The following is a 25,571-nucleotide window of genomic DNA, read 5'->3' as shown; positions in this document are numbered from 1 at the left end:
CCGATTGTCTCTCATCAGAAGGATCGGTCAACCGATCCTTATCTGATCTACATTGGCATTCAAGCGGGCTTTTTGCTGTTCAAGCCTGCATCGCGGCGTGATAACGCTCGAAGGCTCGTTCGAGGTCGGCAATCAAGTCGTCTGGATCTTCCAAACCTATATGCAGTCTCACCAGGGGCTTGCTGCTGTCCCATTGGGTTGCCGTGCGCAATTTCTCTATGCCGGATATCGCCAGAATAAGGCTCTCGAAGCCACCCCATGAAAATCCCATCTTGAAGTGTTCCATCCCTTCGACGAAGGCGGTCATCGCCTGGCGGTTACCCTCTTTGAGCACGAAGGAAAATAAGCCGTTGGCGGCGCTGAAGTCACGCTGGAAAAACTCGTGACCCGGGCAACTGGCAAACGCCGGGTGGCGCAGGTGATCCACTTCCGGGCGCTGGGCCAGGAAATTGGCCACTTTGAGGGCATTTTTTTCATGTTGCGCCATTCTCACCCCCAGGGTTCTCAGCCCCCTTGCCGCCAGAAAGATATCGTCTGCAGAGGTGCACTGGCCCATGAGATAGCTGTTCTCCCTCAGGGTATCCCAGTGTGCTTCATTGGCGGTCGCCGTACCCAGCATCACATCCGAGTGACCCACTATGTACTTGGTGGCGGCCTGAATCGAGATATCGACGCCCATCTCAAACGGGCGACAATTGATGGGGGAGGCCCAGGTGTTGTCCAGCATGGTGACCAATTGATGTTCATGGGCGATACGGCACAGGGTCGGCACATCCTGGACTTCCATGGTGATGGAGCCGGGAGACTCCAGAAACAGCACTTTGGTATTGGGGCGGATAAGCTCGCGGATACCGGCGCCAATCAAGGGGTCATAGTAACTGGTTTCAATCCCCAGCCCCTTGAGCAGCTTGTCGCACAGATCCCGGGTAGGCTCGTAGACACTGTCTACCATCAGCAAGTGATCACCGGCCTTCAGAAAAGACAGCAGGGCGCCACTGATGGCCGCAGAGCCTGAAGGGTAGAGTGCTGTGCCAACACCACCTTCGAGTTCGGCAATAGCAGCCTGAAAGGCAAAGTGAGTCGGGGTGCCGCGGCGGCCATAGAACATCTCCCCTTTGGCACGATTGGCCGTGGCGTGGCGCATCTGTTCCATGCTGTCAAATACAACGGTTGATGCTCGAAACACGGGAGGATTGATCACTCCCTTGCTCCACTTTTTGTCCCGGCCGAGTGAGACCAGCTTGGTGGCTTTCTTCATGGATGCAACTCTTGTTTGTGATGGCGGGGCGAGCGCCCGTTTGAGGCATATTAACATTGAATCTTGTCATTGCCAGTGCGGCGGGCTTGAGACTTGTTCAAGTTGGCCGCAGCTTAAAGCAGCGGCAGGCTGACCCGGATTTCGACACCCGAGCCGTCGCTCAGGTTGCTGGCACTGATATGGCCGCCATGGAAGGCGGTGATAAGCCTGGCGATATAAAGTCCCAGTCCCAGATGAGGTTTGGACTGCATCGTTTGCGGCCGCACTGAGACCATGGATTCGAAGATCTGCTCGGTCATGTTTTCCGGCAACAGTGGCCCTTGGTTTTCCACCCTGAGCAGGGCCTGTTTGCCCTGCACCTTGAGGCTGATGCGGATATCGGTATCGGCTTTGCTGAACTCAATGGCGTTGCTGATCAGCTTATCCATCAGCTGGGCGATATATTCAGGCACGCCGCGCATGGTCAAAGGTTCATCCGGCAACACCAGCACGAAACCTTGTTCCTTGTAAGTCATCTGATACCCGGCGACGCAGCCTGCCACAACCTTGGTCAGCGGGAATTCATCTATCTCGGCCTGGGACAGGGACTCCTCGAGCCGGGTGGCTTCGCTCATGTTGGCGAGGATCAGCCACAAGCGGTTGACCCCTTCCTGGGCGCGGTCGACATACTTGGCCGTGTCCTTGTCCAGTTGCTGCAGACTCAAGTGCTCCAATGAGCTGCGCACCACGGCCACAGGGGTTCTCAATTCGTGGGATAGCCGCGAGGACATGTTTTCCAGATAGTGGGTATATTGACCCAGCCGGCTGACGATATTGGCAAAACTGCGCGACAGATCGCCAATTTCATCGCGCACTTTTGAAGGTGGAATGGTGTCGCGAACCCGCCCCTGGCTGTCGATGGCGCGCTCGGCCTGATCCCTGAGTTTGCGAATGCGGCTGGAGATCCCGGAGGCAAACACAAACAGTGCCAGGGTACCCATGGCCATCACGGTCAGGATCACATTGAACAACTTCTCCAGTGCCCGGTTACGCAGGGTACGGATACCATGGGTGGTTTCCTCGGCAACCACGGCGCCCATCACCTTATCGTCAATCCAGATGGGGCTGGCCGCTGCCAACACCACCGCCTTGTTATCCGGTGTCAGGCGCCAGGTGGAGGCCATCTGGCCATTCAGCGCCCGGCGAATATGGCTGCCGCCGAGTTCGGTCGAATCCTGCAGTGAGTCGATAAAATCCATAGGCGGCTTGGTCAGCACTGTGTAGTAGATGGGGTGTAGATAGTCGTGTTCCAGTTTGCCGAAGAAGCTTTCCGGTTGCCGCTCCTCCTCGACCGAGCGGGTCCAGACACTGGAATCGGCGCGAATATCGCCCGACTTGGCCAGCACCCGGCCATGGACATCCACCACCCAGATCCGCGAGCTGTTATGCCCCATACCTTTGATAATACTTTCAATTTCCGGTGATGGTACAAGAACCGTCCCCAGCTTGTCGGCGCGGTCTGTGGCCGAGGTACCGACTATGGCTTCCAGCCTGCGGCCCTTCTTGTCGTTGACATCATGAATGGCAAAACTGAGTTTACTGCCCACCATCTCCAGCGGCATTCTGAGCTCAATATTGTAACCCTTATCGGTTTTCAACCACTGGCCCTGAATGCGGACCTCTGGTGTCACCGGGGCGCTGAACGCCGGATTTTCAGGCAACTCGAAGGCGCTGAGCCAGCCATCGCGCTTGTTGGCTATGGTATAACGGCGAAAACGGTCATCCGGGGCCAGGGTGGCGATGGCCAGATAGTCGTTGCGATCCACACTCAGGCTGTTGCGGCCGCGGTAAATCACCTTTGGATCCGTTACCTCGAAAAAGCCGTAAAGGTAGCCGCCATATTTACCGACCATATGGGTAAAGCTCAGCGTTGACTGGCTGTCACTCAAGCGCATCAGGGTGTGTTCTTCGCCATAGGTCATGGCGCGATGGCGGTAAGCTTCCCAATCATTGAGGCGGCCATCCAGCTGAATGGGGCCGTTGAGCGGGTAGGCGTAGAGATCGCGGCCCTTTTCCACTTGATTGAGGAAACTGGCCTGGCTGTCGAACAGCCTGGGTCTTTCATGCAGCGCCGTAGCCAGGGCCTGAGTGGTTCCTTCCAGGGTTTTCTCCTGGCCGTGCCGCAGATATTTCTCCATCTCCCACACATACTGATAACCAAGCCAGGGCAGGCACAGCAAAAACAGCGACAGTACCAGGGTCTTGGTTCTGAGGCCTATTGGCGGGTGATAGGAGGGCAATTTCAAGATTCGGGATCCCAGCGATAACCCATGCCGTAGACGGTATCTATGCAGTCAAAGGCCGGATCGGCAGCGATAAACTTACGCCGGATCCGTTTTACATGGGAGGTAATGGTGCTGTCATCGACATAAATCTTGGCTTCCTGCATCAATTCGGTGCGGCTGCGCACATGGCCGGGATGTTTGGCCAGGGCGTACACCATCCAGAATTCGGTCACTGTCAATTCAATCGGCTGCTGTTGCCAATATACCTGAATTCGGTTGGCATCTATGGTGAGGGCGCCGCGCTCCATCAGGGTGTCGGCCGGAGCACTGCTGCCGGCGAGTTCGCAGCGGCGAAACAGCGCCGCCAACCGCGCCAGCAAATGGGGAAAACTGACATCTTTGCTCAGGTAGTCATCGGCACCCAGACGCAGGCCACAAACCGTATCGAAGTCGCTGTCTCTGGCGGTGAGAAAAATAATCGGCAGGGTGCCCGACATCGCCCGCAGCGACTGGCACAAGGTAAAGCCACCATCGATTTCATGCTCCAGACCTATGTCAATAATGGCCAGATCCGGTAAGCGGGTGTTGAAGGCCTGCATGGCCTCGGGGCGGTTGGCGTAAGTTTGCACAGAGTAACCCTGTGATTGCAGCACATCTTTGTAGTTTTCTCTTATTGCAGCTTCATCTTCCACTATGGCAATGCGTTTCATCTGCCTCTTGTTCCTGCCGAGCCGTGAATAGCCGTGACTATACAGGATTTTAGCCGTGAAAAAAGCGGTTGCTTCCGATTGCCATTTTGTTGCCACAATTGATAGCCAAAGTGCCATTTTTGCTCCCCAGACTTGCCATTTCAATGGGGTTTAATCATCTCAACGACGAGGAACGCTGCCAACTTGGCAGCAAGTTCTACAAGACAAAAGGAATCGAGATGATGAAAACGACCCCCATAGCCTCCCTGATCATGGCATCACTGTTGCTGACTTCTTCTCTGGCGCACGCCGACAGCCAGCCAAACTTACCGACTCAGGAGAGAGATCACAACGAAGAATTGGTCGGCTTTGGCACAGGCGCACTGCTGGGCGCCGTGGTTGGGGGACCTGTGGGGGCCGTTATCGGTGCCTTCACCGGCGGCATAGTGGGTAAGTCAGTGGGCGATGACGAGCAGCTCAAGAGTCAGCAGCAACAGTTGGCCGAGCAAACCGAACAACTGGCGAGTCTCAGTGAGAAGCAGCGAGCGCTGAAGGAGTTATCGTTGCAATACGCCGATGCCCAGAGCCGCCTCAATGCGCTTTCCCGCGACCGGGCTGCTCAGCTTGAAGAGTTAATCGTGGGTATGAATGTGCAGTTTCGTACCGGCACCGCCGAAATCGAACCCCACTTTGCCCGCCAGCTGGACGATTTGGCTTTTGCCATGAGCCTGTCGCCTGAGCTGATGTTGGATCTGACGGGTTACGCCGATCGCCGCGGTAATTCTGATTACAATCAGGCGCTTTCCGAGCAGCGGGTCGAGGCGGTGAAAAGTTATTTGGTTAGTCAAGGCGTTGCCCAAGAGCGCTTGCAAACCCAGGCTTTTGGTGCCAGCTCTCCCCTCAGTGCCAAACAGAGCCGCGAGAGCGATTTCTTTGACCGTCGGGTCACGCTGAAATTACAGACTCAGGGCGCTGCCCTGGCAGCCAATCAACAAAGCGCTAATTGAGAGGGAGCGACGAAATGAATATGGATATCCCTCGGCAGGAAAACGAGCAGTTTCAGAGCATGCCCGCCGCCAGTCACAGCGATTCGGATACTTATTTACGCAGGGCCGTCAACGCCCTGCAATTTTCAGGCTTTGCCCTGTTGGCCCTGCTGGTGTTCAACCTGGTTAGCTCTGTTGAAGCTTGGGCCGAGAATAGCCCCCAATTTGCCGAAGAGCCTGCAAGTACCCAGGCTCAGGAAGGTACAGTTCAACTGATTGATAATCCGCAGTGGCCCGGGGCCGGGGTGCTTGCTTTTGGCGACACTCAGGCCCCGGCACTGGCAACCGAAGTCAGTATGAGCATCAGTGGCTGGAGTAACAGAGTCAGCGTAACCCAGTCATTCACCAATGATACCCAGGAGTGGATCCACGGCCGTTACCTGTTCCCGCTGCCCAATGAGGCGGCAGTGGACAGCATGCAGTTGAGAATAGGTGAGCGGATCATCGAGGGGGTCATTCAACCAAAGGAAGAGGCCAAGCGCACTTTTGAGCAGGCCAAGGCTCAGGGAAAGCGCGCCAGTCTATTGAGTCAGGAGCGGCCCAACCTGTTCACCACTCAGGTGGCCAATCTGGCTCCGGGGGAAACTCTTAAAGTCAGCTTCAGCTACCAGCAGGCATTGGATTACCGCGATGGTCAGTTCAGCCTGCGCTTTCCCATGACCCACACGCCCCGTTATCTGCCTCAAAGCATGCTGCAAAGCTTCAAGGGCGTGGAAGAGGCGGCGCGGTTGCTGAGCCCTGTGATTGAAGCCGCGGGCCTTGAAAAGATGTTCACCGGCGCTGATAGCGAAAGCTCTGAGTCTATAGGTCCCGATACGTCAAGCAGTGGCCAGGATAATCGCCTCAGTTTGGATATTATCCTGGATGCTGGTTTTCCCTTGCTGTCGCTGGAGTCCCCTTATCATGCTATTTCCCAACAAACCCTGAGTGATGGCCGTATCCGGGTGCAGCTGCAACAAGACAATACCAAGGCCGACAGCGACTTTGTGTTGCAATGGCAAGCGGATCCTGGCGTTAAGCCGGCAGCGGCGCTGTTCAGCCAGCAAGGCCAGACCCATACCCCAGCACCTTCTTTAGCGCAGATCGAAGGCCAAGCTGTCAGGGATGAATACAGTCTATTGATGTTGATGCCGCCACAGAGCAAAGAGGTGGCCAAGTCCTTGCCCAGGGAGCTTATTCTGGTGATAGATACTTCCGGCTCCATGGGGGGAGATGCAATAGTTCAGGCCAAACAGGCACTGCTGTATGCATTGAGCAGTCTCAAACCGGAGGACAGTTTTAATGTCGTTGAATTCAACTCTGCAGTGCAAACCATGGCAGCCAACTCTTTGCCGGCGACGGCCCACAATATAGGTCGGGCGCAGCAGTTTATTCGCGCCCTGGAAGCCAACGGTGGTACCGAGATGGCCAAGGCGCTGGAGCTGGCATTGAACAATGATTTTGCCGCTCAAAATAAAGTCGGCACGAAAGGTGAGATTAAGGCGCTCAGGCAAGTGATTTTCATGATAGATGGCGCCGTAGGCAATGAACAGGCGCTATTTGAACTGATTAAAGACAGGCTCGGCGACAACCGTCTGTTTACCATAGGTATAGGCAGTGCGCCCAACTCCCACTTTATGCAGCGCGCTGCCGAGCTGGGGCGGGGCAGTTTTACCTATATTGGCAAGATGCAGGAGGTGGAGCAAAAGGTGGTTGCCTTGCTGGAAAAAATCTCCGCTCCCAGGATCACAGATGTGTCGCTGCGCTACCTTGACGGCACTGTGCCGGATTACTGGCCGGCACAAATTCCGGATCTCTATCAGGGTGAGCCGGTATTGGTGAGCATCAAACAGCGTAGCAATGCCCACAAGGCAGTTATCGTATCCGGTCTTATCGATGGCCAATTCTGGCAGCAGGAGCTGGCGCTCAATGCCAAGGCTGAGCCCAAAGGGCTGGATCTCATCTGGGCCGGAAAACAGATAGCCGCGCTGGAGCTGGCCAAAGATGCTGCCAACAGTGAACGCATTGAACGCCAGGTCACAGCGCTGTCGCTTAAGTACCACTTGGTCAGTCCGTACACCAGCCTGGTGGCAGTGGATGTCGCCCCGGTCAATCCGGACGCCGCGGCGACCCGGGAAGGGCAAGTGGCCAGTCATGCGCCCAAGGGCTGGCAGGGGCAGTTGCCGCAAACTGCCACCGACAGCCGGCTGATGTTGCTGCTGGGGTTGGCAAGTTTGCTGGCGGCGTTGATGCTGGCGGCTTTCCCCAGGGCCTTTGGCCGCCGTGCTTGTGAGGAGGCGGGGCAATGAGCCAGGCACCCCAGGCCCTGACAGCAGGCACTATGTCCTCGGTCAATAGGGGGCGCTTTGGCGATATCGGCTCAATAGTGATAGTTGTTCTGGTCGTGGCGGGTTCGGCCATGCTGTTTAAAGGAGGATATATGCAAGCCAAAGCCATGTTCGCCCAGTTTTTGATTGAAAAGGCCTGGGCCAAGAGTCTGGCGGACGGCCAGGCACACAAACCCTGGTCCTGGGCCGATACTCACCCTACGGCCAAATTGTGGATAGGCAAGCATGAGCCACTCTATGTGCTGGCCGGGGCCAGTGGCCGTAACCTGGCCTTTGGACCGGCGCAGATGCTCTCGGGAGCCGGCGCCGGAGAGACAGGTAATACAGTGATTGCCGGTCACAGGGATACCCATTTCGCGATTCTGGCCGGGGCCAGGGTCGGGCAGGAGATCCGCTTGCAGGGCATGGATGGTCAGATCCATTTTTATCGAATACGGGCTACCGCAGTAGTGCATGAATCTGAGACACGTTGGTTGATGGGCAGTGATGAGCGGCTATTGACGCTGATTACCTGTTATCCCTTCGACAGCCTGAGCGGCGGCGCCGAGCTCAGATTCGTGGTGCAGGCAGAAGCCTTGCAAACGCTGGCGGTTTCAGCCTGATATCGGCATCACCCGATTGCGGCCCAAACGCTTGGCTTCATAGAGCAAGGTGTCGGCGCGTTCGGTAAGGGATTGACGGGTATCCATTTGCTGCCATTCGGCAACCCCGAAGGAGGCGCTGATATTGCTGATGAGCTGGCCCTTGCGCCTGTCTCTGACGCTGACTTTCTCCAGTGCCCGCCTCATGGCTTCGGCCAGTTGGCGGGCCACTCTCAGCTGACTGGTCGGCACCAGAATAGCGAACTCTTCACCACCGAAACGATACAACTTGGTGCCGTCACGGCAACTATCCTGCAGACGCTTGGCCACCGCCTTGAGCACCTGGTCCCCCAAAAGATGCCCATATTCATCGTTGAAACGCTTGAAGTGATCCACATCCACCAGAATAAGGCAGCAGCCCTTGGGTGACTGACTCAACAAGCTCTCGAAGTCGGCATCGAAGGCACGGCGATTAAGGCAGCCGGTGAGGGCATCAAACAATATGTCTTTTTCGGTGTTTTGCAGCTGTAGTCGCAGACTGTCTATCTCTTGTTGGGCTTTGCTCAGTTGCGAGCTCAAATAATCCGTGCTGTTGCGAATATCATCCGAGTCTTTCACCAGGGCTCGGACCATGCCCATCACCTGCTCAAGATCCATGGCGTCCTGATCCAAGCGGCTGATACGGCCAAAGTTACGCTCTATTTTGGCGCGAAAACTGTCGGCATCACAGCTGGTATCCTTGAGTGACTGAGACAGCTCGGTCGCTATCGCCTCCATACTCTGGCGCATATCTCTGACATCCAGTTCCTCTTCCGGAGCCAGATGGTGGCGGTACAGAAGTTCTGCCGTGGAGGGGGGGCAGGTGTTGAACTGGCTGATTGCTTGATCCAGGCCGGCATTGAGTACCGGGTTGCGCTCGCTGACATAGGCATACCAGAGCGCATAGTTGACCGGCGTTGTCGGTATCCGATATTTCAACATCAGGGGTAAGGCTTTTTTCAGGTATTGAGCGGCTTGCTGAAGCAGAGTCATGGCCATAGGGGAGCTCATTGTCGATGTAAAAAACCTATTCAGCTTGACATAAATTAAGCCGCTTGTGGATCCATAGGCTCACGGAATGTCACCTTGTTGCGCCGATTGCCGAATGCTGTCCCGCTGTTACAATGGCTGAACAAAATAGATAATAGTAAGGAATGAAGTCGTGAAATTTACCTCTGTGTGTGGCCTGTTGGCCACATTGTTAACGCCTGCTCTGGCGTTGGCCGCCCCCTTTGAACTGGATGAATCCAGCTATCGCCAGGATGTGAAAACCCTTGCCAGCGATGCTTTTGGAGGCCGTGCGCCTCTGTCGGCCGGTGAACAGCTGACCTTGGATTACCTTACCAAAGCCTTCAAGGAGATGGGGCTTGAGCCCGGGTTTGGCAACAGTTATCTGCAAGCCGTTCCCATGGCCAGGATCAGCGCAGATCAGAATATGCAGCTTAAGTTGGGCTCAATGAGTTTCAGTAACGGCGAGGAGTTTACCGCCCGCACTCAAAGAGTGACACCCAAGGTGGAGCTGCAAGACAGCGAGGTGGTATTTGTCGGCTACGGTATCAATGCCCCGGAATACGGCTGGAATGACTTTGAAGGCCTGGATGTTCGTGGTAAGACGCTGATTGTGCTGGTCAATGATCCCGGCTTTGCCACTCAGGATCCCCAGGTATTCAAGGGCAATGCCATGACCTATTATGGTCGCTGGACCTATAAATATGAAGAAGCGGCCCGTCAGGGCGCCGAAGCCGTGTTTATTGTGCATGAAACTGCGCCCGCCGCTTACGGTTGGGGGGTGGTGCGTAACAGTAACACCAATACCAAGTACACCCTGGTGGATAAAGACAACAACGCATCATCGGTGGGCGTGATGGGGTGGATCCAGCACGATAGCGCCAAGAAGCTGTTCAGCCAGGCGGGTCTGGACTTTGACACCTTGAAGCAACAGGCGGTCAATAAAGGCTTCAAGGCGGTGCCGTTAAAACTCAAGGCCAATCTAACTTTGAACAACAAGATAGAACTGGCGCAATCCCACAATGTGGCGGCCTTGTTGCCTGGAAGTGAACACAAAAATGAATACTTGGTGATGCACGCTCACTGGGATCACCTGGGAAAGACCATTGAAGATGGCAAGGAAGTGGTGCTCAACGGCGCTGTGGACAACGCCTCCGGTGTGGCCGGTGTTCTGGCATTGGCAAAGCATTTCAAACAGCAAAAGGGCATTGATGCCCCGAAACGCTCGATTCTGTTCAGCGCCTTTACTGCCGAGGAAACCGGACTCATTGGTGCCCAGTACTTTGCCGAAAATCCCCCGGTTCCCACCAAGCAGCTGGTGGCATTTCTTAATATAGACGGCATGAATATGGGCAAAGGCGTGGATTACATCCTGCGTTATGGTGAGGGTGTGTCAGAGCTGGAGCAGTATTTGAATGATGCCGCCAAAGGACAGGGACGCAGCGTCAAGGCCGATCCCCGGCCGCAAAATGGCTTGATGTTCCGCTCGGATCATTTCGCTCTGGCCAAGGAAGGGGTACCCGGCTTGCTGTTTATGAGTTTGGGGGATACAGACCCGGATTATATCGCCCATAAATATCATAAGGCAGCCGATGATTATGACCCAAGCTGGAGTCTGGATGGGGTTCAGCAGGACTTGGCCTTGATAAGCGATATTCTGGCGCGGTTGGCCAATAACAATGATTGGCCCAAATGGCTTGAAGACTCGGACTTTAAGAAACGTCGGGCGCAGGATCTGCGCTGAGAAGGACACTTTTAAGCGCAAACCGGGGATCTGTCCCCGGTTTTTATATTGGCCTCAGAAGCGATAGCTGACAGATAACATGGGGCCGATAAAACTATAGTAAATATTGTAGTCGGCTACTTTTACTTCGGCATTGGACGTACTCTGACGCACATCCACATCTACCTTGTAATAGTTGTACGCCACACTGATGTCCCAGTTGTCACTCAGCGCCGTTTTCATGCCTGCTCTGATATCGACCAATGAGCCTTCGAGGTCATCCAGACGCACGGAAAAATATTGGGCATGTAGATTAAGTTGCCAACCGGGTGCCAGCTCATAGTCACCAAAGAGGCCAACATTCGGCAAAGGTGCAGTCACACTCTCATCTACCACTCTGGGAATAGGTTGAGCGCTGCAGATATTGCCGCTGAGTTCTGAAGTGGCACAGGCGCCAATGGAACCCTCAAAGCTGCTGTCAATCAACATAGTGTGCAAGCCGACACTGACCCCTATGTTATAACCGTTGCCTTGAAACAGATCATAGCCATAGCCAATACGAACGATATCAATATTAAGGCTTGTGCCTAACTGGCCTCCGGCCTTGACGTCATAAACAGTATCATCAATCTGTATTTGAAATGGCCTGCTGACTGCTTGAGTTTCGGCGCTGCGATGCAGTTGTTTCCAATCGATATAGATATGGTGTCTGTCGTTGAAGCGATATCCTACTTCAACCAATGGCAGAAACTCATTTTCCGCCAACTGCAGATCCGATTCGAAATCCAATTCGAAATCGTTGCCTAACAAGGGATCTGTGACTTGCATATTGGTGTCGGACTGGGAATAGAAACCACCTATATTCAGACTCCACTCGTCGGCCTGAACAGAGTTGGCCGCGCAGCACAACAGGAGTAGTGTCAACACCAGTTTCGAACCCGGAATGTTAATTAAATGTGTTGTCAACAATGGGGTGATCTCTTTTTATTACTCAGATAATCCAAGTGCCTTCTCAGAGATTCCTTTTCCGGGGTAATTCGGCACATGCGCGGTTTGAGTGCTTTTGGGTTCGCTCTTGGGGCGACACTTCTTGTATTTTCGGATGCTGAAAATCTGCGCGGTTGCAGAGAGTCTAAACCAGAATAGTGTGTTGTGTGAATAAAATGTTTGGAAAGTTATGGTTTTTTATGATCCATAACAAAAAAGCACTCCGTAATGGAGCGCTTCAGTCTTATATTAAAGATCGTGTTCGGATCAGCCCTCGGACTTGCTGCTATCGCTTTTCTTGGAGTCCTTGTTGAACATGCCCAAACGGATACGGATAAAGTGCAGTATTTGTGCTGCAATATCTAGATTGAGGCAGGACTCCAGTCCTTCAAAGCCCGGCGAGGAGTTGGCCTCGCAAATCTTGTAGTGACCATTATCGAACAGCAGATCGATTCCGGCGACATCCAGATCCAAAATATTGGCGGTCTGGGTTGCCAGCCACTCGATTTCAGGTGTGACCGTAAAGGGGCTGGCTGAGCCACCGGCGCTGACATTGGCTTTGAAACTGTCCTCTTGACCGCGTCTTTCGTAGCAACCCGCTACCCGGCCACCTATGGTAAAGACTCGTAAGTCCCGGCCATGGCTGTTGGAGATAAACTCCTGCAAAATGATGTTGGCATTTTTATTGGTGGCTTCGATAAGCTGCATCAGATCATCGAACTCCCGCGCCTTGTGTGACAGAAACACGCCGCTGCCTTGCGAGCCGGACAGTGTCTTGATCACCACAGGGAAACCCAAATGACGTTCAACCAAGTCAACATCAACCGGGAATTTCACCAGCATGGTCTTGGGCGTTGGCAGATTCTTTTCAGCCAACAGTTGCTGGGAAAATAGCTTGTCCTTAACGGTTTCTATCGCCTTGGAAGAGTTAAGGCAATAAACGCCAAGACGCTCCAGGTGGCGGATAATCGCCAAGGCAAAATAGGTGGTACCCGAGCCCATACGGGGAATAATAAAATCGGGCAACTCTACTGGTTGCCCGTTCAGTAAAATACTCTTGTTGTCCTCTCGGGTCACAGTGAGGTCAAACTCATCGGGAGCATAGACCTCAAGTTCGATATTGTCGGCCTTGGCAGCCTCCAACAATCGGTTAATTTCATACAATTCAGGTTTTAGCTGAGTCGCGGTCTCTTTATATAAAATCCAACCACGCATTTAGTCGCAAACCCTAATTTTCATTGGTCATCCTCTAGTTCAGGCTCATCCTGAACATCGTCATCTATCATATCGTCAAGATACTCAGCATCGGCCTTTTTCACCAAATTGGTGCCGACAACTGCGTAGAAAGGCTTCCCAGAAGCCAACTTGACATACTTTACCCAGATCTTTTCCAACAAGCTACCGGGAGCGGAATTTCCGCGGACAACTTCAACAAAATGACTCTCCTCCGGATTTCGGGGGGCTTGGCGTCCTTCCGCCAGAGCCTGCATGGCAACGCCATGTTTTTCGAGTAATTCTGCTTCGTTGTATGTAAAATCCCCGCTGCGGCGAAAGCCCTTGGGGAAGTTTTTGTCGTCATAGAAACGGCGTTCGCTGACAAAACTCTCATTGGCGGCTTGTTGCATAGATGCACTTTGCAGTGCCGATGGTGAAGGAGTCGTGGTCAACATGGCGATATTCCTTACAAAATGGTTCTTGAGGAGATTTGCAAGCAGAGTATTGGCTAGTATGATTGATTTATAAATCAAAAAAATTTGTCTATGACGATAAAGAATTTTTTATGGACACGGATTTACTCAAGACATTTCTGGAAGTTTCCCATACCCGCCATTTTGGGAAGGCCGCCGAGAACCTCTATCTGACCCGCAGCGCAGTATCTTTCAGGGTGAAGCAGCTGGAGAGTATTCTCGGCGTCGAGTTGTTTGAGCGGCAGCGAAACAACATACAACCGACCCCGGCCGGGGTGCGGATGCTGGCGCATGCCGAAGCGGTACTGACCGCCTGGGAGCGGGCCAAACAGGATATCTCCTTGAGTGAGCACCAGTCGGTACAATTGGTTATCGGTGCGGCGCCCAATATCTGGGACGCTTATCTGCAGGGATATATGCAGGGCTTACATCAGGGGCTTGCCGGAGTGGCGCTACGCACCGAAATTCTGGCGCCGGCGGCGATGACCAAACAGTTGATGGACCGAACGCTGGATCTGGCCATTGCCTTCGATCCCCCTAAGTTGGAAGAGTTTGAGCTATTGCAGATAGGAGAGGTGTCTCTGCATCTGGTGAGCACAGAGGCGGCTACCTCAGTCGATGAACTGACGGACAGGCATTATATCAAGGTCGATTGGGGCACGGCGTTTAATATTCAACATGCCAGAGACTATGCCGAGTTGCCCATTCCTGTACTGCACACCGGCTCTGCCCGCATTGCGCTGGACTTTCTGCTCAATAATGGCGGCAGTGCATTTTTGCCGCAAAACATGATTGAACCTTATCTGGCGAAAGGTGAGCTGTTTGTGATTGATGATAAAACACCGCTCAGGCGCAATGTCTATGTAGCCTACTTGCCGGGCAACGACCGCCTGGAGCAGATACTGCAAGCGGTCAACTATCTCAGAAGTCAGTTCTAAGCCTCTCCGGGGCATTGAGCACTTTGGCTTGAAGCCCCGGTTTCCTTACTTATGCATTCAATATTCCAAAGCATGCATTCAACATACCAAAGCGCTTTAGAACACCAAAGGCCAGATAACCACGGCCCAGGTCAGGCCGCATAAACACAGGCTGATAAAGACTGCCGCCGAGGCAATATCTTTGGCCTGGCCGCTCAAGGGATGAATTTCATCGCCCACTCTGTCGACCACGGCTTCAATGGCTGAATTCAATAGTTCGGTAATAATGACGATAAATACTGTCGTTATCAGCAGTAATTTTTCTGTCTTGGCCACATCCAGATATAACGCCAGCGGGATCATTAACAATGCCAGTACGGCTTCCTGACGAAAGGCGGCTTCATGTTTCCAGGCTGAGTTCAGTCCTTTCATGGAAAAGCCGGTGGCGCGAAAAATGCGTTTCAGTCCGTGATTGTTGGCGGGTTTCATATTTTCTCAATTCTTGATCTGTGGCTATGGCGGGTTGCTGTATAAAGACCCGCTGAACCGTGAAAGGTTCCTGGGTTAATGGGGTTGAAACAGGTCGCTGCCTTTATTGACCTTGCGTTGGTCACGAGCCACTCATTGAGTATTGGTGACGCTTAGGGAAGGTGCGGCGGTATTATAGCAGCTCATCTTGCCGCTGATATAGCTGTTACTTCACCCACCAAGGGTGTTTGGCCGTTATTATGCCATGGTGGAAGGTTTGGCAAAGGGGGGAGGGCCGTTTCGATAATCGTTACACTTGTTGTCACCATAATCGCCACGACTTTCTATACTCTTTATAGTTTTGGTCTCTGCTATAGGATGTAGCAGGCAATTGGCCGACAGCCAGGGAGGGCTTATGCAATATCCGCAATCTTTAACGACAACAGCATACCTTAAATGTTTTCCTGCCATATTGTTACTGCTGCAAACTTTTCTGCTGGCTTTGTCTTTTTTGCTCTCGTTTCCGGCTGCCGGCGATAGAGAATTACCGGCCCCTGAGCTGGCCGGACGTTGGCAACAACATAAGGTAGATATCAAGGATTTCCTTGTCAGTGAAAAACTTGATGGTGTCCGCGCCAGATGGGACGGCAGGCGTTTGTTGAGCCGCTCGGGCAGAGTCATTCCTGCACCAATTTGGTTTGTGAAGGACTTTCCTGACGTGGCACTCGAAGGAGAGCTTTGGGGTGGCTATCACAGCTTTGATACTGCATCGCTGCTGGCCAGAGGTTTAGGCGAAGCAGACTCCTGGCGCCAGCTGGGTTTTTATCTGTTCGATGCCCCCGGGCTTAAAATGGCTTTTGCCGAACGTTATCAGGCGTTCAAGCAGTATCACCAACTGACCCCTTATCTCTATGTCATCGAGCAGCGGCGTCTGAGCAGCACGCAAGAGTTACATCTGTGGTTACAACAGGTGGTGGCCAAAGGGGGCGAAGGCCTGATGGCGCACCGCATCGATGCCATGTATCTGGCGGGGCGCAGTGATGCCTTGTTAAAACTCAAACCTGTGGAAGATGCCGAGGCGCGAGTGCTGGCGATACTTCCGGGAAAAGGCAAGTATCAAGGCATGATGGGCGCCTTGCTGGTGGAAACCGAGGCTGGGGTAAGCTTTCGCCTGGGGACAGGTTTCACCGATGCCGAGAGGGCTTCACCACCGCTTCCCGGAACCTGGGTAACCTTTGCTTTCTCCGGGTGGACCTCGGGCGGCAAGCCTAGGTTTGCCCGCTTCCTTAGGGTAAGATCCGACTATCAACTCAGTTTCCCGGCAGAGGCTATTGAGGCAAAAGTCTCTGCAGCCGACCCGGCTGCAGAACGCAATCCTGCCGTGTCAGTCAACAAGGAACCTTAAGGTGGAATTTCAAAGTGTGCCAAGTGTCAGCGAGGGCGAAATTAACCGTATCTTGATGGTTTGTATGGGCAATATCTGCCGCTCACCAAGTGCTGAAGCTGTGGCCCGGGCCAAGGCTCAGGCCATGGGACTGACACTGGAGTTGGATTCTGCCGGCACCATAGGATATCACTCAGGGGAGTCGCCGGACAGGCGCGCCCGCGCCGCCGGAGAGCGGCGTGGACTGGACTTTTCAGGGATCAAAGCCAGGCAGGTGTGCGCGCGGGACTTTGCTCATTTCGATCTTATTCTGGCGGCCGATCGTGAGAATCTTCAGGCCCTAGATGAGGCTTGTCCGCAGATTTACAAACACAAGCTGGCCTTGATGCTGGACTTTGCCGATACTCCGATCAGGGAAGTCCCGGATCCTTACTATGGTGGCGACAGCGGATTTGAGCAGGTTTTGGATCTGTTGGAGTTGAGTATTGCCGGGCTGTTTGCCAGGATCCAGGCCGCCAGACAGAAGATTATCCCGCCTGTGCGGTGAGCGATTCTGCAAAGGACTAACATTAAGCTTATGCGGAATTTAGTTGGATAATTGGTCGGATAAGTGACAAACAAAAACAGGCCACGATTTGTGGCCCGTTTCCGTTAAGCTTGCTTCTTGAGGGAAGCTTAACCCTGATGGCGTTTGCCGGAGCGCTTCAGCCTGTCGGCTTCTTTCTTTGCCTGCTTCAGGGCTTCTTTCTCTGCCAGCAGCTTGGCCACTTCCGCCTCTTCGGCCTGGGCCATTTCCGGCGTTTCCAGTGACAGCTGACCGATTTTCCCAGAGCGGAACTCATGCAGCAGCAGTTCCGAGGCCTTGTGCAAATCGATATGACCGCCGCTTCTGAGGGCGCCGCGCCTGCGGCCTATCTCTTCGAGCAGTTCAATATCTGTGGCGGGCAGGGAGGTGAGCTTATAACGCTCCATCATCGCCTCCGGGTAGGCATGCAGGAAATAAGCTGCGGCAAACAGGGCCACATCCTCATACTCCATGGCGGTGTCCTTGATGGCACCTGTGACCGCCAGGCGATAACCCGAGGCTTCATTGTCCACCTTGGGCCAAAGGATCCCCGGCGTGTCGGATAGCACTATGCCGTTTTTAAGGTTGATCCTTTGCTGCGCCTTGGTTACCGCAGGTTCATTACCTGTCTTGGCAATCACCCGACCGGCCAGGGTGTTGATGATGGTGGACTTGCCCACATTGGGGATGCCCATGATCATGGTGCGAATATCCTTGAGCGCACCTTCGCTTACGGGGACCAGTTTGCGGCACAGCTCGGGGATCTTTCTGACCATGGCCGGTTGCAGGGTAGTGATGGCTTGTGCCCGTACTCCTTGTTCCTGCTCCAGGTACTCAATCCAGCGATTGGTTATCTCGGGATCGGCCAGATCAGACTTATTCAGCAACTTGATACAAGGCTTGTCCTGGCGCAGCTTGGCCACCATGGGGTTTTCACTGCTGTAGGGTATTCGGGCGTCCAGCACTTCGATCACCAGATCTATCTGAGGCATCACCTCTTCTATCTCTTTGCGGGCCTTGTGCATGTGTCCCGGATACCATTGAATCGCCATCTATTGCTTATCCTGCTGAAAACTGAAAAAAGAGCGCTATTGTAGCATTCCGAACTGAAAAAAGCGCCCGCAGGCGCTAGATAACCCCAAGTTCGCGCAGGCGCTCCATCAGGTAGCTGTCGGCGGTATAGCGCTCTGACAGTACAACGTCGGGGCGAGGGTGCAGGAACAGCGGCAGTGAGATCCGCGACTTGCTCATATCGGCGCCTTCCGGGTTGATCACCCTATGAGTGGTCGATGGGAAGTAACCGGCGGAAGCCTCCTGAAGCATATCGCCTATGTTAATGATAAGGTTGCCAAAATCGCTGGGAACATCCAGCCATTCCCCGTCGAGGCTCTGCACCTGCAGCCCGGGCTCGTTGGCGGCGGGCAATACGGTAAGCAGGTTGATATCTTCATGGGCGGCGGCGCGAATGGCGCCCGGGGTCTCATCACCTGTCATTGGCGGATAATGCAGCACCCGCAGCAGCGTCTTGTGGCTATTGGCTATCATTTGCGACAGCGCAGTGCGGTAGTTGGCTGCCACCTCGGCAGGCGAGTGCGCCTCGACCCAGTCCAGAAGCTCGGCGGCCAGCGCATTGGCTTCTTGGTAGTAGGTGAGGATATTGTCCTGCAATTGCTCAGGAATGCGGCCCCAGGGGTAGACGTGAAAGTACTCTTTGATGTCTTTGACCGTATGGCCTTTGGCGGTTTCTGAAATGCTCGCCGGAAAGAAACCATCCTGGGTTTCCGGCTTGAACATGAAGGCCTGCTTTTCTTCACTGTTGAAGAACTCCTGCCAGTCGCGGTAGATATCCTGCACCAACTGTTGTGAAATAGGGTGGTTGCGCAACACGCCAAAGCCGGTGCTGCGCAGGGATTCTACAAAGCGCTCGGCAGCATCTGCGGCGCGATAGTCTATGGTTTCCAGTTTCATCATCATCTTTCTTGGTTATTTTTTATTGACCCGATACTCGTGTCTCTATGGACATTTTGTTGGCAGTCGGGCGACCCGGGCGCAAGTCTACCTTGATGTCTTTATAGGGGCAACGTAAAGTGATCCAAGTCACTTTTATGGCTCTGTGTAACTTGAGTAAACGGTAACTGTTGCAATTCGGGTCCTATGGGTTACGCAGAGTAATCGAGGAGCGTTAAATGAAACCCCTGAACGAGTTTGAGCGTTATGTCATAGAGGAAAAAGGCACAGAGCGCCCTTTCAGTGGAGAGCTGTATCAACACAATGCCAAGGGGCGATATCTGTGCCGTAAATGCGGCGCCCCCTTGTATTTGTCCGAGCATAAATTCAATGCCCATTGTGGCTGGCCCGCCTTTGACGATGAAATCTTTGGTGCTGTCACCCGGATACCCGACGCCGATGGTCGCAGAACCGAAATCGTCTGCAGTCAATGTGGTGGTCATCTGGGACATGTGTTTGAAGGAGAGGGGTTAACGCCCAAGAACTTGCGACATTGCGTCAATTCTGTCTCCATGGTCTTTGAGGCCATAGATGATGCCGAGGCTTTGCAGCCGGCAACTGAAAAGTGTTTGGAGACGGCCACCCTGGGCGGCGGCTGTTTTTGGTGTTCAGAAGCGGTATTTTTAAGCTTGTCCGGGGTTACGCAAGTGACTTCCGGCTATGCCGGCGGCGCGGCAAAAGATGCCAACTACAAGGCGGTATGCAGCGGCGCAACCGGCCATGCCGAAGTGGTGCAGATAGTTTTTGACCCCACTGTCATCAGCTATGCCGAGCTGTTGGAGGTGTTCTTTGCCAGTCATGATCCCACCACCTTGAATCGCCAAGGCAAGGATGTGGGGCCTCAGTATCGTTCGGTGATTTTCGCGCACTCGGATAAGCAGATTGAGACGGCATCCTCCATGATTAAGGCGCTGGATGAGGAAGGCTTATTCGGCGCACCGATAGTGACAGAGTTGACCGCCTTTGATGGTTTCTATCCGGCGGAGGACTATCATAACGACTATTTTGCGCTCCATGGTGAGCAGCCCTATTGTGCCTTGGTGATTAAACCCAAGCTGGATAAGGTGCGACGGCGTTTCAGTGCCAAGCTGAAGTAGAATATAAAAACGGCAAGCCTCAGCTTGCCGTTTTTATATGGTCTGGACAGTGTTAATTTACGAGTCCAACTTGTCGTCGGCAATCTTGTATCTGGGATCTTCAATCAGATTGACTTCCACCAGATCGCCGGCCTTGTGCAGCAACTGTTTGCAGTCGTTGGAAAGATGACGAAGATGCAGGCGTTTGCCTTGATTCACATAGCGCTCGGCCAAGGTGTCTATGGCATCCAGAGCCGAGTGGTCACAGACCCGGGATGACTGGAAGTCGACCACGACATCCTTGGGGTCATTGTTGGCATCGAACAACTCAAGGAACGAAGCCGCCGAGCCGAAAAACAGTGGGCCATTGAGACGGTAAACCGCCCAACCGTTGGCATCTATGCTCTTTTGAGCACTGATTTGTTTGGCATGCTCCCAGGCAAATACCAGCGCAGATACTATCACCCCGACAAATACCGCAATCGCCAGATCGGTAAATACCGTCACCACAGTCACCAGCACAATAACAAAGGCATCGTGCTTGGGCACCTTACGCATCACTTTAAAGCTGGCCCACTCAAAGGTTCCCAGCACCACCATAAACATGACCCCGACCAAGGCGGCCAGCGGGATCATCTCGATAAAGGCGGCGGCAAACAGAATAAAGCACAGCAAGGTGAGAGCGGCGGTGATCCCGGAAAGACGACCGCGGCCCCCTGAGTTGATGTTAATCATCGACTGACCAATCATGGCGCAGCCACCCATGGCACCGAAAAAGCCACTGGTGACGTTACCCACGCCTTGGCCGACACATTCCTTGTTGCCACGGCCGCGGGTCTGGGTCATCTCATCGACCACAGTCAGAGTCAGCAGAGACTCAATCAGGCCAACAGCAGCCAGGATAACGGCATAGGGCGCTATGATATAAAGGGTTTCCAGGTTGAAGGGCACGGCCGGAATGGCAAAGCTTGGCAGTGTGCCGGCGATAGTTGCCTCAGGATTACCGCTCATATTGCGCAAATAATCGAGCACGTTGCGGGTATCCAAATCCAGGCCTACCACCAGAGCGGTTACTGCCAGTATGGCCACCAGGGATGAAGGCACGGCTGTGGTCAGTTTAGGCAGAAAATGTATGATGGCCATCGTCATGGCTATCAGCGCCAGCATCAGCCAGATATCTGCACCGGGCAACCAGGCCATCTCCTCTTCGCCGACTTTGACTTGAAATTGCCCCAGTTGCGCCAGGAATATCACTATGGCTAGGCCGTTGACGAAGCCTATCATCACAGGATAAGGCACTATGCGGATGAACTTGCCAAGACGCAGTGCTCCGGCGGTAATTTGAATTACCCCGGCCAGCACCACGGCAGCAAACAGATAGCTGACGCCGTGAGACACCACCAGGCTGGTCATGACCACGGCCATCGCGCCGGTGGCGCCTGAGATCATGCCGGGACGGCCGCCGATGAGGGCCGTGATCAGTCCCATAATAAAGGCGGCATAAAGGCCCACCATAGGTTCTACTTTAGCAACGAAGGCAAAGGCTACCGCTTCGGGCACCAGCGCCATAGCAACCGTTAGGCCGGAGAGTATATCCGCCTTGTGACTGCTGGTTTTATGGCGTATCAGTTCAAACATTCAGCTTGGGATCCCATCTTGAGGGTTAAAAACAAAGTTGCGCATACTAGCAAAATTTCTGTTGTGACAGAAGTGTGAAGCAGATCAAAATAAAAAAACCATGCCCGAGGGCATGGTTTTTTCTCAGCAACACTTAGGTTCAGGGACGGGCCATATCTGACTCGGCGCTGTTACCATGGCTCTTGCGTGGCGCGGTTTCGCCATTGGCCTGATACTCACGGCCTTTGGGCACTTCAACTTGAGCACGTTGATCCACCTGTGGCTTGGTTGTATCTGAGCCAACCATAGTGCTGAAGCGACTGACTCTTGCTGCGGCGCTTGCCTGGGTTGTTGCAGGTGTTGCTGCCGAGCTTTCCTTGGCTTCATTGCTTGACTGACGCGCAGGGCGGCTGATAGCAGCCGGCTTTGCCATAGGGGCTGAGGCGGCGACGCTTGCCGATGCAGTTTCTGCCTTGGGCTTGGCTGCTGCGACTTCAACAGTTTTAGCCTTGGGTGCTTCGCTCGCTTTCTCTACCGCCTTTGATGGCGCAGCTTCGACGGGCTCAGCTTTTGCAACTTCAGCTTTTTCAGCTTTGGCTTCAGGCGCTGGTTCGGCTTCTGCTGTTTTGGGCTCAGCCTTTACCTCTACTTCGGCGGCTTTTGCATCGGCAATGGCTTCTACCTTGGCAGCGACCTCGGCTTGAGGCTTTGTCTCAACCTGAGCTTCGGCTTTGGTTTCCGCTTTGGCTTCAACCTGAGGAGCCGGCTTGGCTTCAACCTGAGGAGCCGGCTTGGCAACAACTTGAGGTTCAGCTTGCGCTTGCTCTTGAGCTTTGTCGGCAGGCTTTGCTTGCTCAGCGGCGACTTCAACGGCAGCGGCTGACGCTGATGCCTCGGCGACAACCGCTTCTTTAGCGTTATTTGCTACTTCAGTGGCTGCTTTTTCAGTGCTTGCCTTTTCAGTACTTTCAGACTCTTCGCCTTCCTGTTCAGTACGGCGGCGACGCTGACCGGCTGCGCGCAGATGACGAGGGCTGCGGCGGCTACGGCGTTGGCCTTCGCGCTTGGGCTTATCGTCTTCTTCAGCACCCTCAATGGCTTCGGCATCACTTTGAACACCACTAGCTTGAACACTGGTTTCAGCGATTTGCTCGGCATTGGCAACAGGGCTGGCTTCGGCGCTTGCCTGAATGTCTGGTGACATCTCTGCACCTTGGGCTTTAGTGGCAACCTGAGTTGACTCTTCACCCTTCTGCTCGGTAGCCGTTTCGCTCTTGGCTTCTGACTTGGCTTCAACTTCGGTCTGAACTTCCATTTCCTTGGACTCAGCCTGAGCTGCGGCAGGCTTACGACGGTTGCGACGCGGCTTGTCAGCTTGCTCGGCGTTATCCTTGGCATCGCTCTCTTTGGCGCGAGCTGGCTTGGCCTCGGTTTTTGCCTCAACCTTTACTTCAGATTTGGCCTGGGCGCTGGCTTTCACTTCGGCGCTGGCTGTCTCTGCTGTATTGTCAACGGCTTCCTGTGCATCGCTGGCCTCAATGCGCACCTTACGGCGCAGGTTGCGACGTTGGCGACGCTCACGGGCGGCTTCCTGCTTTGGTTCCTGCTCGCTTTCGTCACGGGCCTTGCTGCGGCTCTTGCGTTCATCCACAGCTTCAGACTTGGGAGCCTTGTCGTTACGGTCACCACGGGTTGGCTTGCCGGTGTCGTTTGCCTGACGCTTGTTGCTTTGCTCGTCTTTATCACGGGCAGGGCGCTCATTGGCGGACGATTTACGGTTGCGGCTGCGTGAATCGCGGTTACCGTCTTTGTCATCACCACTCTTGCGACGTCTGTCGTTGCGGTCATTGCGACGGTTACGGCGGTTGTTCTGGCCGCTGCCTTCTTGATTGTCTTTAGTGCTCTTTTCCTGCTTCTTGTCGGCTTGTGGCTCGGAAGAGGAGAAGATGGCACCCAGGGCGGCGAATAAACGGGAAATTATTCCGGGCTTGGCCGCTTCAGTCGTTGCGGCTTTGGCCGCCGGTTTGGCTGTCTGCGGTGCTTCGGCAGTTTCCTGCTTGAGAGGTGTAGCGAAACCACTCAGTGCTGGCTTAGGTGCGGCTGCACGTTCCAGTTTACGTGGTTCATACAGTTTGTTTTCCGGATCTTCCACACGCTGGTAGCTGACTTCAGAGATCTGGTCGTCCTTGCGATGACGCACCACACGGTAGTTCGGGGTCATCATGTGTGGATCAGGGATCACATAGACTTCAACATCATGGCGCTGCTCAGTGATGCGTATGGCCTTGCGCTTTTCGTTCAGCAGGTAAGCCGCAACATCCACGGGCACTATGGCCTCAATCTGAGAGGTGTTTTCCTTGATGGCTTCTTCTTCCATCAGGCGCAGAATCGACAGTGCCAGTGACTCGGTACCACGAATGGTGCCCTGGCCGTTACAGCGTGGGCAGATGTGAGCGGCGGACTCTTCCAGAGACGGACGCAGACGCTGACGGGACATTTCCATCAGACCGAAGCGGGAAATACGGCCCAATTGCACACGGGCACGGTCATGGTGAACTGCATCACGCAGACGGTTTTCCACTTCGCGTTGGTGTCTGACCGGAGTCATATCGATGAAGTCGATAACCACCAGGCCGCCCAAGTCGCGCAGACGCAACTGACGGGCAATCTCGTCGGCGGCTTCGAGGTTGGTGTTCAGTGCGGTTTCTTCGATATCGCCGCCCTTGGTGGCTCTGGCGGAGTTGATATCGATAGAGGTCAGCGCTTCTGTGGGATCGATAACGATGGAGCCGCCGGAAGGCAGTCTAACTTCGCGCTGGAATGCGGATTCTATCTGTGACTCAATCTGATAGTGGGTAAAAAGTGGCACTTCAGAAGAGTAAGGTTTGACTCTGTCGACAAAATCAGGGCGTACCAAGGCGATATGCTGTTTGGCATCAGCATAAATTTGTGGGTGATCGATTAGAATTTCGCCTACATCACGGCGCAGGTAATCGCGGATGGCGCGGACGATAACATTGCTTTCCTGATGAATCAGGAAAGGAGCAGGGCGACTCTCGGCCGCTTCCTGAATCGCTGTCCAATGGTGCAGCAATACCTTCAAGTCCCACTGCAGATCGGCGGCAGCCTTGCCAACACCCGCGGTGCGAACAATCAGCCCCATGCCGTTGGGCACTTCCAGGTGCTCCATGGCCGCTTTCAGCTCAGTGCGCTCATCACCTTCAATCCGACGGGAGATACCACCGGCGCGAGGGTTGTTGGGCATGAGTACCAGGTAAGAGCCAGCCAGACTAATAAAGGTGGTCAGGGCGGCGCCCTTGTTGCCACGTTCTTCTTTATCTATCTGAACTATGACTTCCTGGCCTTCACTGACCACTTCTTTGATGCTGGGACGACCCTGGAAGGAGTATCCTTTGGGGAAGTATTCGCGAGCGATCTCTTTCAGTGGCAGAAAGCCATGACGCTCGGCGCCATAGTCAACAAATGCCGCTTCCAGAGAGGGTTCTACGCGGGTGATTTTACCTTTATAAATATTGGCTTTTTTCTGCTCATGGCCTGGGCTTTCGATATCCAGATCATAAAGCTGTTGCCCATCAACCAGGGCAACGCGCAACTCCTCGGATTGAGTCGCATTGATTAACATCCGTTTCATGATGACGTCATTCTTCTTAATAAGAGGTCATCAAACGTACAGGTCGCTGCATTACGGGCCTGGTCTCATTCGGGCACGCCTCTCGGCGTTCCTCCAGGCTGGGAGGTGCGCATTGCTGTTAGACGCATTCGCTGCGTGTCGCATCCTATTTATGGCTTATTTTTCAATGATTACAAAAACAAGGAATTCGTTGTAAAACATCAACCAACCCCATAAATTCTTCAATAATAATCCGGTAATGCCGAAGTCGAGCCTTGTCGTTTGATGACGAGTTA

20 protein-coding genes are annotated in these 25,571 nt (G+C 53.9%); 8 read left to right on the top strand and 12 right to left on the bottom strand.

Features of this window, described 5'->3' with window-relative positions; all coding sequences use genetic code 11:
* Positions 1-79: 79 nt before the first annotated feature.
* The 3 genes from CX651_RS07495 to pdsR all read right to left on the bottom strand — a co-directional run bounded on the left by CX651_RS07495 (position 80) and on the right by pdsR (position 4,232).
* Entirely contained in the window at positions 80-1,258 is a 1,179-nt protein-coding gene (locus CX651_RS07495) for a cystathionine beta-lyase (RefSeq protein ID WP_039033343.1), read from the bottom strand.
* A 113-nt stretch (positions 1,259-1,371) separates the two neighbouring features.
* Entirely contained in the window at positions 1,372-3,537 is a 2,166-nt protein-coding gene (pdsS, locus tag CX651_RS07490) for a proteobacterial dedicated sortase system histidine kinase (protein WP_101055210.1), read from the bottom strand.
* Positions 3,538-3,539: 2 nt separating this feature from the next.
* Positions 3,540-4,232, bottom strand: coding sequence for a proteobacterial dedicated sortase system response regulator (gene pdsR, locus CX651_RS07485; RefSeq protein WP_025009526.1), 693 nt, complete (start codon positions 4,230-4,232; stop codon positions 3,540-3,542).
* A 221-nt stretch (positions 4,233-4,453) separates the two neighbouring features.
* Here pdsR and pdsO point away from each other — a divergent pair, with 221 nt between their 5' ends.
* From pdsO to CX651_RS07470, 3 genes are read left to right on the top strand one after another with little or no spacing between them, the layout of a single operon-like run.
* Entirely contained in the window at positions 4,454-5,218 is a 765-nt protein-coding gene (gene pdsO, locus CX651_RS07480) for a sortase-associated OmpA-like protein PdsO (RefSeq protein WP_189577787.1), read from the top strand.
* A 14-nt stretch (positions 5,219-5,232) separates the two neighbouring features.
* Positions 5,233-7,545, top strand: coding sequence for a marine proteobacterial sortase target protein (locus tag CX651_RS07475; protein ID WP_101055184.1), 2,313 nt, complete (start codon positions 5,233-5,235; stop codon positions 7,543-7,545).
* A 32-nt stretch (positions 7,546-7,577) separates the two neighbouring features.
* Complete coding sequence (locus CX651_RS07470) at positions 7,578-8,186, top strand: class GN sortase (protein ID WP_101055206.1); 609 nt, start codon at positions 7,578-7,580, stop codon at positions 8,184-8,186.
* Here CX651_RS07470 and CX651_RS07465 read toward each other — a convergent pair.
* On the bottom strand, positions 8,178-9,203 hold the full coding sequence (locus CX651_RS07465; RefSeq protein ID WP_101055182.1) for a GGDEF domain-containing protein: 1,026 nt from the start codon (positions 9,201-9,203) through the stop codon (positions 8,178-8,180). The two genes, CX651_RS07470 and CX651_RS07465, sit on opposite strands and share 9 nt — an antisense overlap.
* A 163-nt stretch (positions 9,204-9,366) precedes the next feature.
* Between CX651_RS07465 and CX651_RS07460 the strand changes: the two genes are divergently transcribed.
* The gene (locus tag CX651_RS07460; protein WP_101055180.1) at positions 9,367-10,956 is read left to right on the top strand and encodes a M28 family metallopeptidase; all 1,590 of its coding nucleotides are present in this window, start codon (positions 9,367-9,369) and stop codon (positions 10,954-10,956) included.
* Positions 10,957-11,010: 54 nt separating this feature from the next.
* On the opposite strand, the gene CX651_RS07455 is transcribed toward CX651_RS07460, so the two are convergent.
* The 3 genes from CX651_RS07455 to CX651_RS07445 form a co-directional block, all read right to left on the bottom strand.
* A complete protein-coding gene (locus tag CX651_RS07455) occupies positions 11,011-11,862 on the bottom strand; it encodes a TonB-dependent receptor (RefSeq protein ID WP_224866494.1) in 852 nt (283 codons plus the stop codon).
* A 327-nt stretch (positions 11,863-12,189) separates the two neighbouring features.
* Complete coding sequence (locus CX651_RS07450; protein WP_101055178.1) at positions 12,190-13,137, bottom strand: ATP-grasp domain-containing protein; 948 nt, start codon at positions 13,135-13,137, stop codon at positions 12,190-12,192.
* Between the two features lie 20 nt (positions 13,138-13,157).
* Complete coding sequence (locus tag CX651_RS07445; RefSeq protein WP_039033298.1) at positions 13,158-13,592, bottom strand: DUF413 domain-containing protein; 435 nt, start codon at positions 13,590-13,592, stop codon at positions 13,158-13,160.
* Between the two features lie 110 nt (positions 13,593-13,702).
* On the opposite strand from CX651_RS07445, the gene hdfR reads away from it, so the two are divergent.
* Positions 13,703-14,548 (top strand): HTH-type transcriptional regulator HdfR, encoded by an 846-nt coding sequence (hdfR, locus tag CX651_RS07440; RefSeq protein WP_101055176.1) that lies wholly within the window; start codon positions 13,703-13,705, stop codon positions 14,546-14,548.
* Between the two features lie 96 nt (positions 14,549-14,644).
* Here hdfR and CX651_RS07435 read toward each other — a convergent pair whose 3' ends face one another.
* Positions 14,645-15,016, bottom strand: a complete 372-nt coding sequence (locus CX651_RS07435; protein WP_101055174.1) for a diacylglycerol kinase — start codon at positions 15,014-15,016, stop codon at positions 14,645-14,647.
* Between the two features lie 394 nt (positions 15,017-15,410).
* Here CX651_RS07435 and CX651_RS07430 point away from each other — a divergent pair, with 394 nt between their 5' ends.
* Both CX651_RS07430 and CX651_RS07425 read left to right on the top strand, forming a co-directional pair.
* On the top strand, positions 15,411-16,400 hold the full coding sequence (locus CX651_RS07430; RefSeq protein WP_101055172.1) for a DNA ligase: 990 nt from the start codon (positions 15,411-15,413) through the stop codon (positions 16,398-16,400).
* A 55-nt stretch (positions 16,401-16,455) separates the two neighbouring features.
* Positions 16,456-16,926 carry a low molecular weight protein-tyrosine-phosphatase gene (locus tag CX651_RS07425; RefSeq protein ID WP_101055202.1) on the top strand — a complete coding sequence of 157 codons (471 nt, stop codon included), beginning with the start codon at positions 16,456-16,458 and terminating at the stop codon, positions 16,924-16,926.
* Positions 16,927-17,054: 128 nt separating this feature from the next.
* Here the strand turns inward: CX651_RS07425 and ylqF are convergent, their stop codons facing one another.
* On the bottom strand, positions 17,055-17,996 hold the full coding sequence (ylqF, locus tag CX651_RS07420; protein ID WP_093983046.1) for a ribosome biogenesis GTPase YlqF: 942 nt from the start codon (positions 17,994-17,996) through the stop codon (positions 17,055-17,057).
* Positions 17,997-18,072: 76 nt separating this feature from the next.
* Complete coding sequence (locus CX651_RS07415; RefSeq protein WP_101055200.1) at positions 18,073-18,912, bottom strand: isopenicillin N synthase family dioxygenase; 840 nt, start codon at positions 18,910-18,912, stop codon at positions 18,073-18,075.
* Between the two features lie 218 nt (positions 18,913-19,130).
* Between CX651_RS07415 and CX651_RS07410 the strand changes: the two genes are divergently transcribed.
* Positions 19,131-20,048, top strand: a complete 918-nt coding sequence (locus CX651_RS07410; RefSeq protein ID WP_101055170.1) for a bifunctional methionine sulfoxide reductase B/A protein — start codon at positions 19,131-19,133, stop codon at positions 20,046-20,048.
* Positions 20,049-20,105: 57 nt separating this feature from the next.
* On the opposite strand, the gene CX651_RS07405 is transcribed toward CX651_RS07410, so the two are convergent.
* A complete protein-coding gene (locus CX651_RS07405; RefSeq protein WP_039033294.1) occupies positions 20,106-21,665 on the bottom strand; it encodes a SulP family inorganic anion transporter in 1,560 nt (519 codons plus the stop codon).
* A gap of 139 nt (positions 21,666-21,804) precedes the next feature.
* Complete coding sequence (gene rne / locus CX651_RS07400) at positions 21,805-25,296, bottom strand: ribonuclease E (protein ID WP_101055168.1); 3,492 nt, start codon at positions 25,294-25,296, stop codon at positions 21,805-21,807.
* Positions 25,297-25,571 lie beyond the last annotated feature (275 nt).

Source organism: Shewanella chilikensis (assembly GCF_002836945.1).
GTDB classification, from domain to species: domain Bacteria; phylum Pseudomonadota; class Gammaproteobacteria; order Enterobacterales; family Shewanellaceae; genus Shewanella; species Shewanella chilikensis.
The sequence above is the reverse complement of the archived record's forward strand: the minus strand, read 5'-3'. Positions and strand labels throughout refer to the sequence as shown.

Excerpts from the sequence above, each read along its gene's own strand:
- CX651_RS07495 (WP_039033343.1), bottom strand. The coding sequence starts at position 1,258 with ATGAAGAAAGCCACCAAGCTGGTCTCACTCGGCCGGGACAAAAAGTGG.
- pdsR (WP_025009526.1), bottom strand. The coding sequence starts at position 4,232 with ATGAAACGCATTGCCATAGTGGAAGATGAAGCTGCAATAAGAGAAAAC.
- pdsO (WP_189577787.1), top strand. The coding sequence starts at position 4,454 with ATGAAAACGACCCCCATAGCCTCCCTGATCATGGCATCACTGTTGCTG.
- CX651_RS07475 (WP_101055184.1), top strand. The coding sequence starts at position 5,233 with ATGAATATGGATATCCCTCGGCAGGAAAACGAGCAGTTTCAGAGCATG.
- CX651_RS07470 (WP_101055206.1), top strand. The coding sequence starts at position 7,578 with ATGTCCTCGGTCAATAGGGGGCGCTTTGGCGATATCGGCTCAATAGTG.
- CX651_RS07465 (WP_101055182.1), bottom strand. The coding sequence starts at position 9,203 with ATGGCCATGACTCTGCTTCAGCAAGCCGCTCAATACCTGAAAAAAGCC.
- CX651_RS07450 (WP_101055178.1), bottom strand. The coding sequence starts at position 13,137 with ATGCGTGGTTGGATTTTATATAAAGAGACCGCGACTCAGCTAAAACCT.
- CX651_RS07445 (WP_039033298.1), bottom strand. The coding sequence starts at position 13,592 with ATGTTGACCACGACTCCTTCACCATCGGCACTGCAAAGTGCATCTATG.
- hdfR (WP_101055176.1), top strand. The coding sequence starts at position 13,703 with ATGGACACGGATTTACTCAAGACATTTCTGGAAGTTTCCCATACCCGC.
- CX651_RS07435 (WP_101055174.1), bottom strand. The coding sequence starts at position 15,016 with ATGAAACCCGCCAACAATCACGGACTGAAACGCATTTTTCGCGCCACC.
- CX651_RS07430 (WP_101055172.1), top strand. The coding sequence starts at position 15,411 with ATGCAATATCCGCAATCTTTAACGACAACAGCATACCTTAAATGTTTT.
- CX651_RS07425 (WP_101055202.1), top strand. The coding sequence starts at position 16,456 with ATGGTTTGTATGGGCAATATCTGCCGCTCACCAAGTGCTGAAGCTGTG.
- ylqF (WP_093983046.1), bottom strand. The coding sequence starts at position 17,996 with ATGGCGATTCAATGGTATCCGGGACACATGCACAAGGCCCGCAAAGAG.
- CX651_RS07415 (WP_101055200.1), bottom strand. The coding sequence starts at position 18,912 with ATGAAACTGGAAACCATAGACTATCGCGCCGCAGATGCTGCCGAGCGC.
- CX651_RS07410 (WP_101055170.1), top strand. The coding sequence starts at position 19,131 with ATGAAACCCCTGAACGAGTTTGAGCGTTATGTCATAGAGGAAAAAGGC.
- CX651_RS07405 (WP_039033294.1), bottom strand. The coding sequence starts at position 21,665 with ATGTTTGAACTGATACGCCATAAAACCAGCAGTCACAAGGCGGATATA.
- rne (WP_101055168.1), bottom strand. The coding sequence starts at position 25,296 with ATGAAACGGATGTTAATCAATGCGACTCAATCCGAGGAGTTGCGCGTT.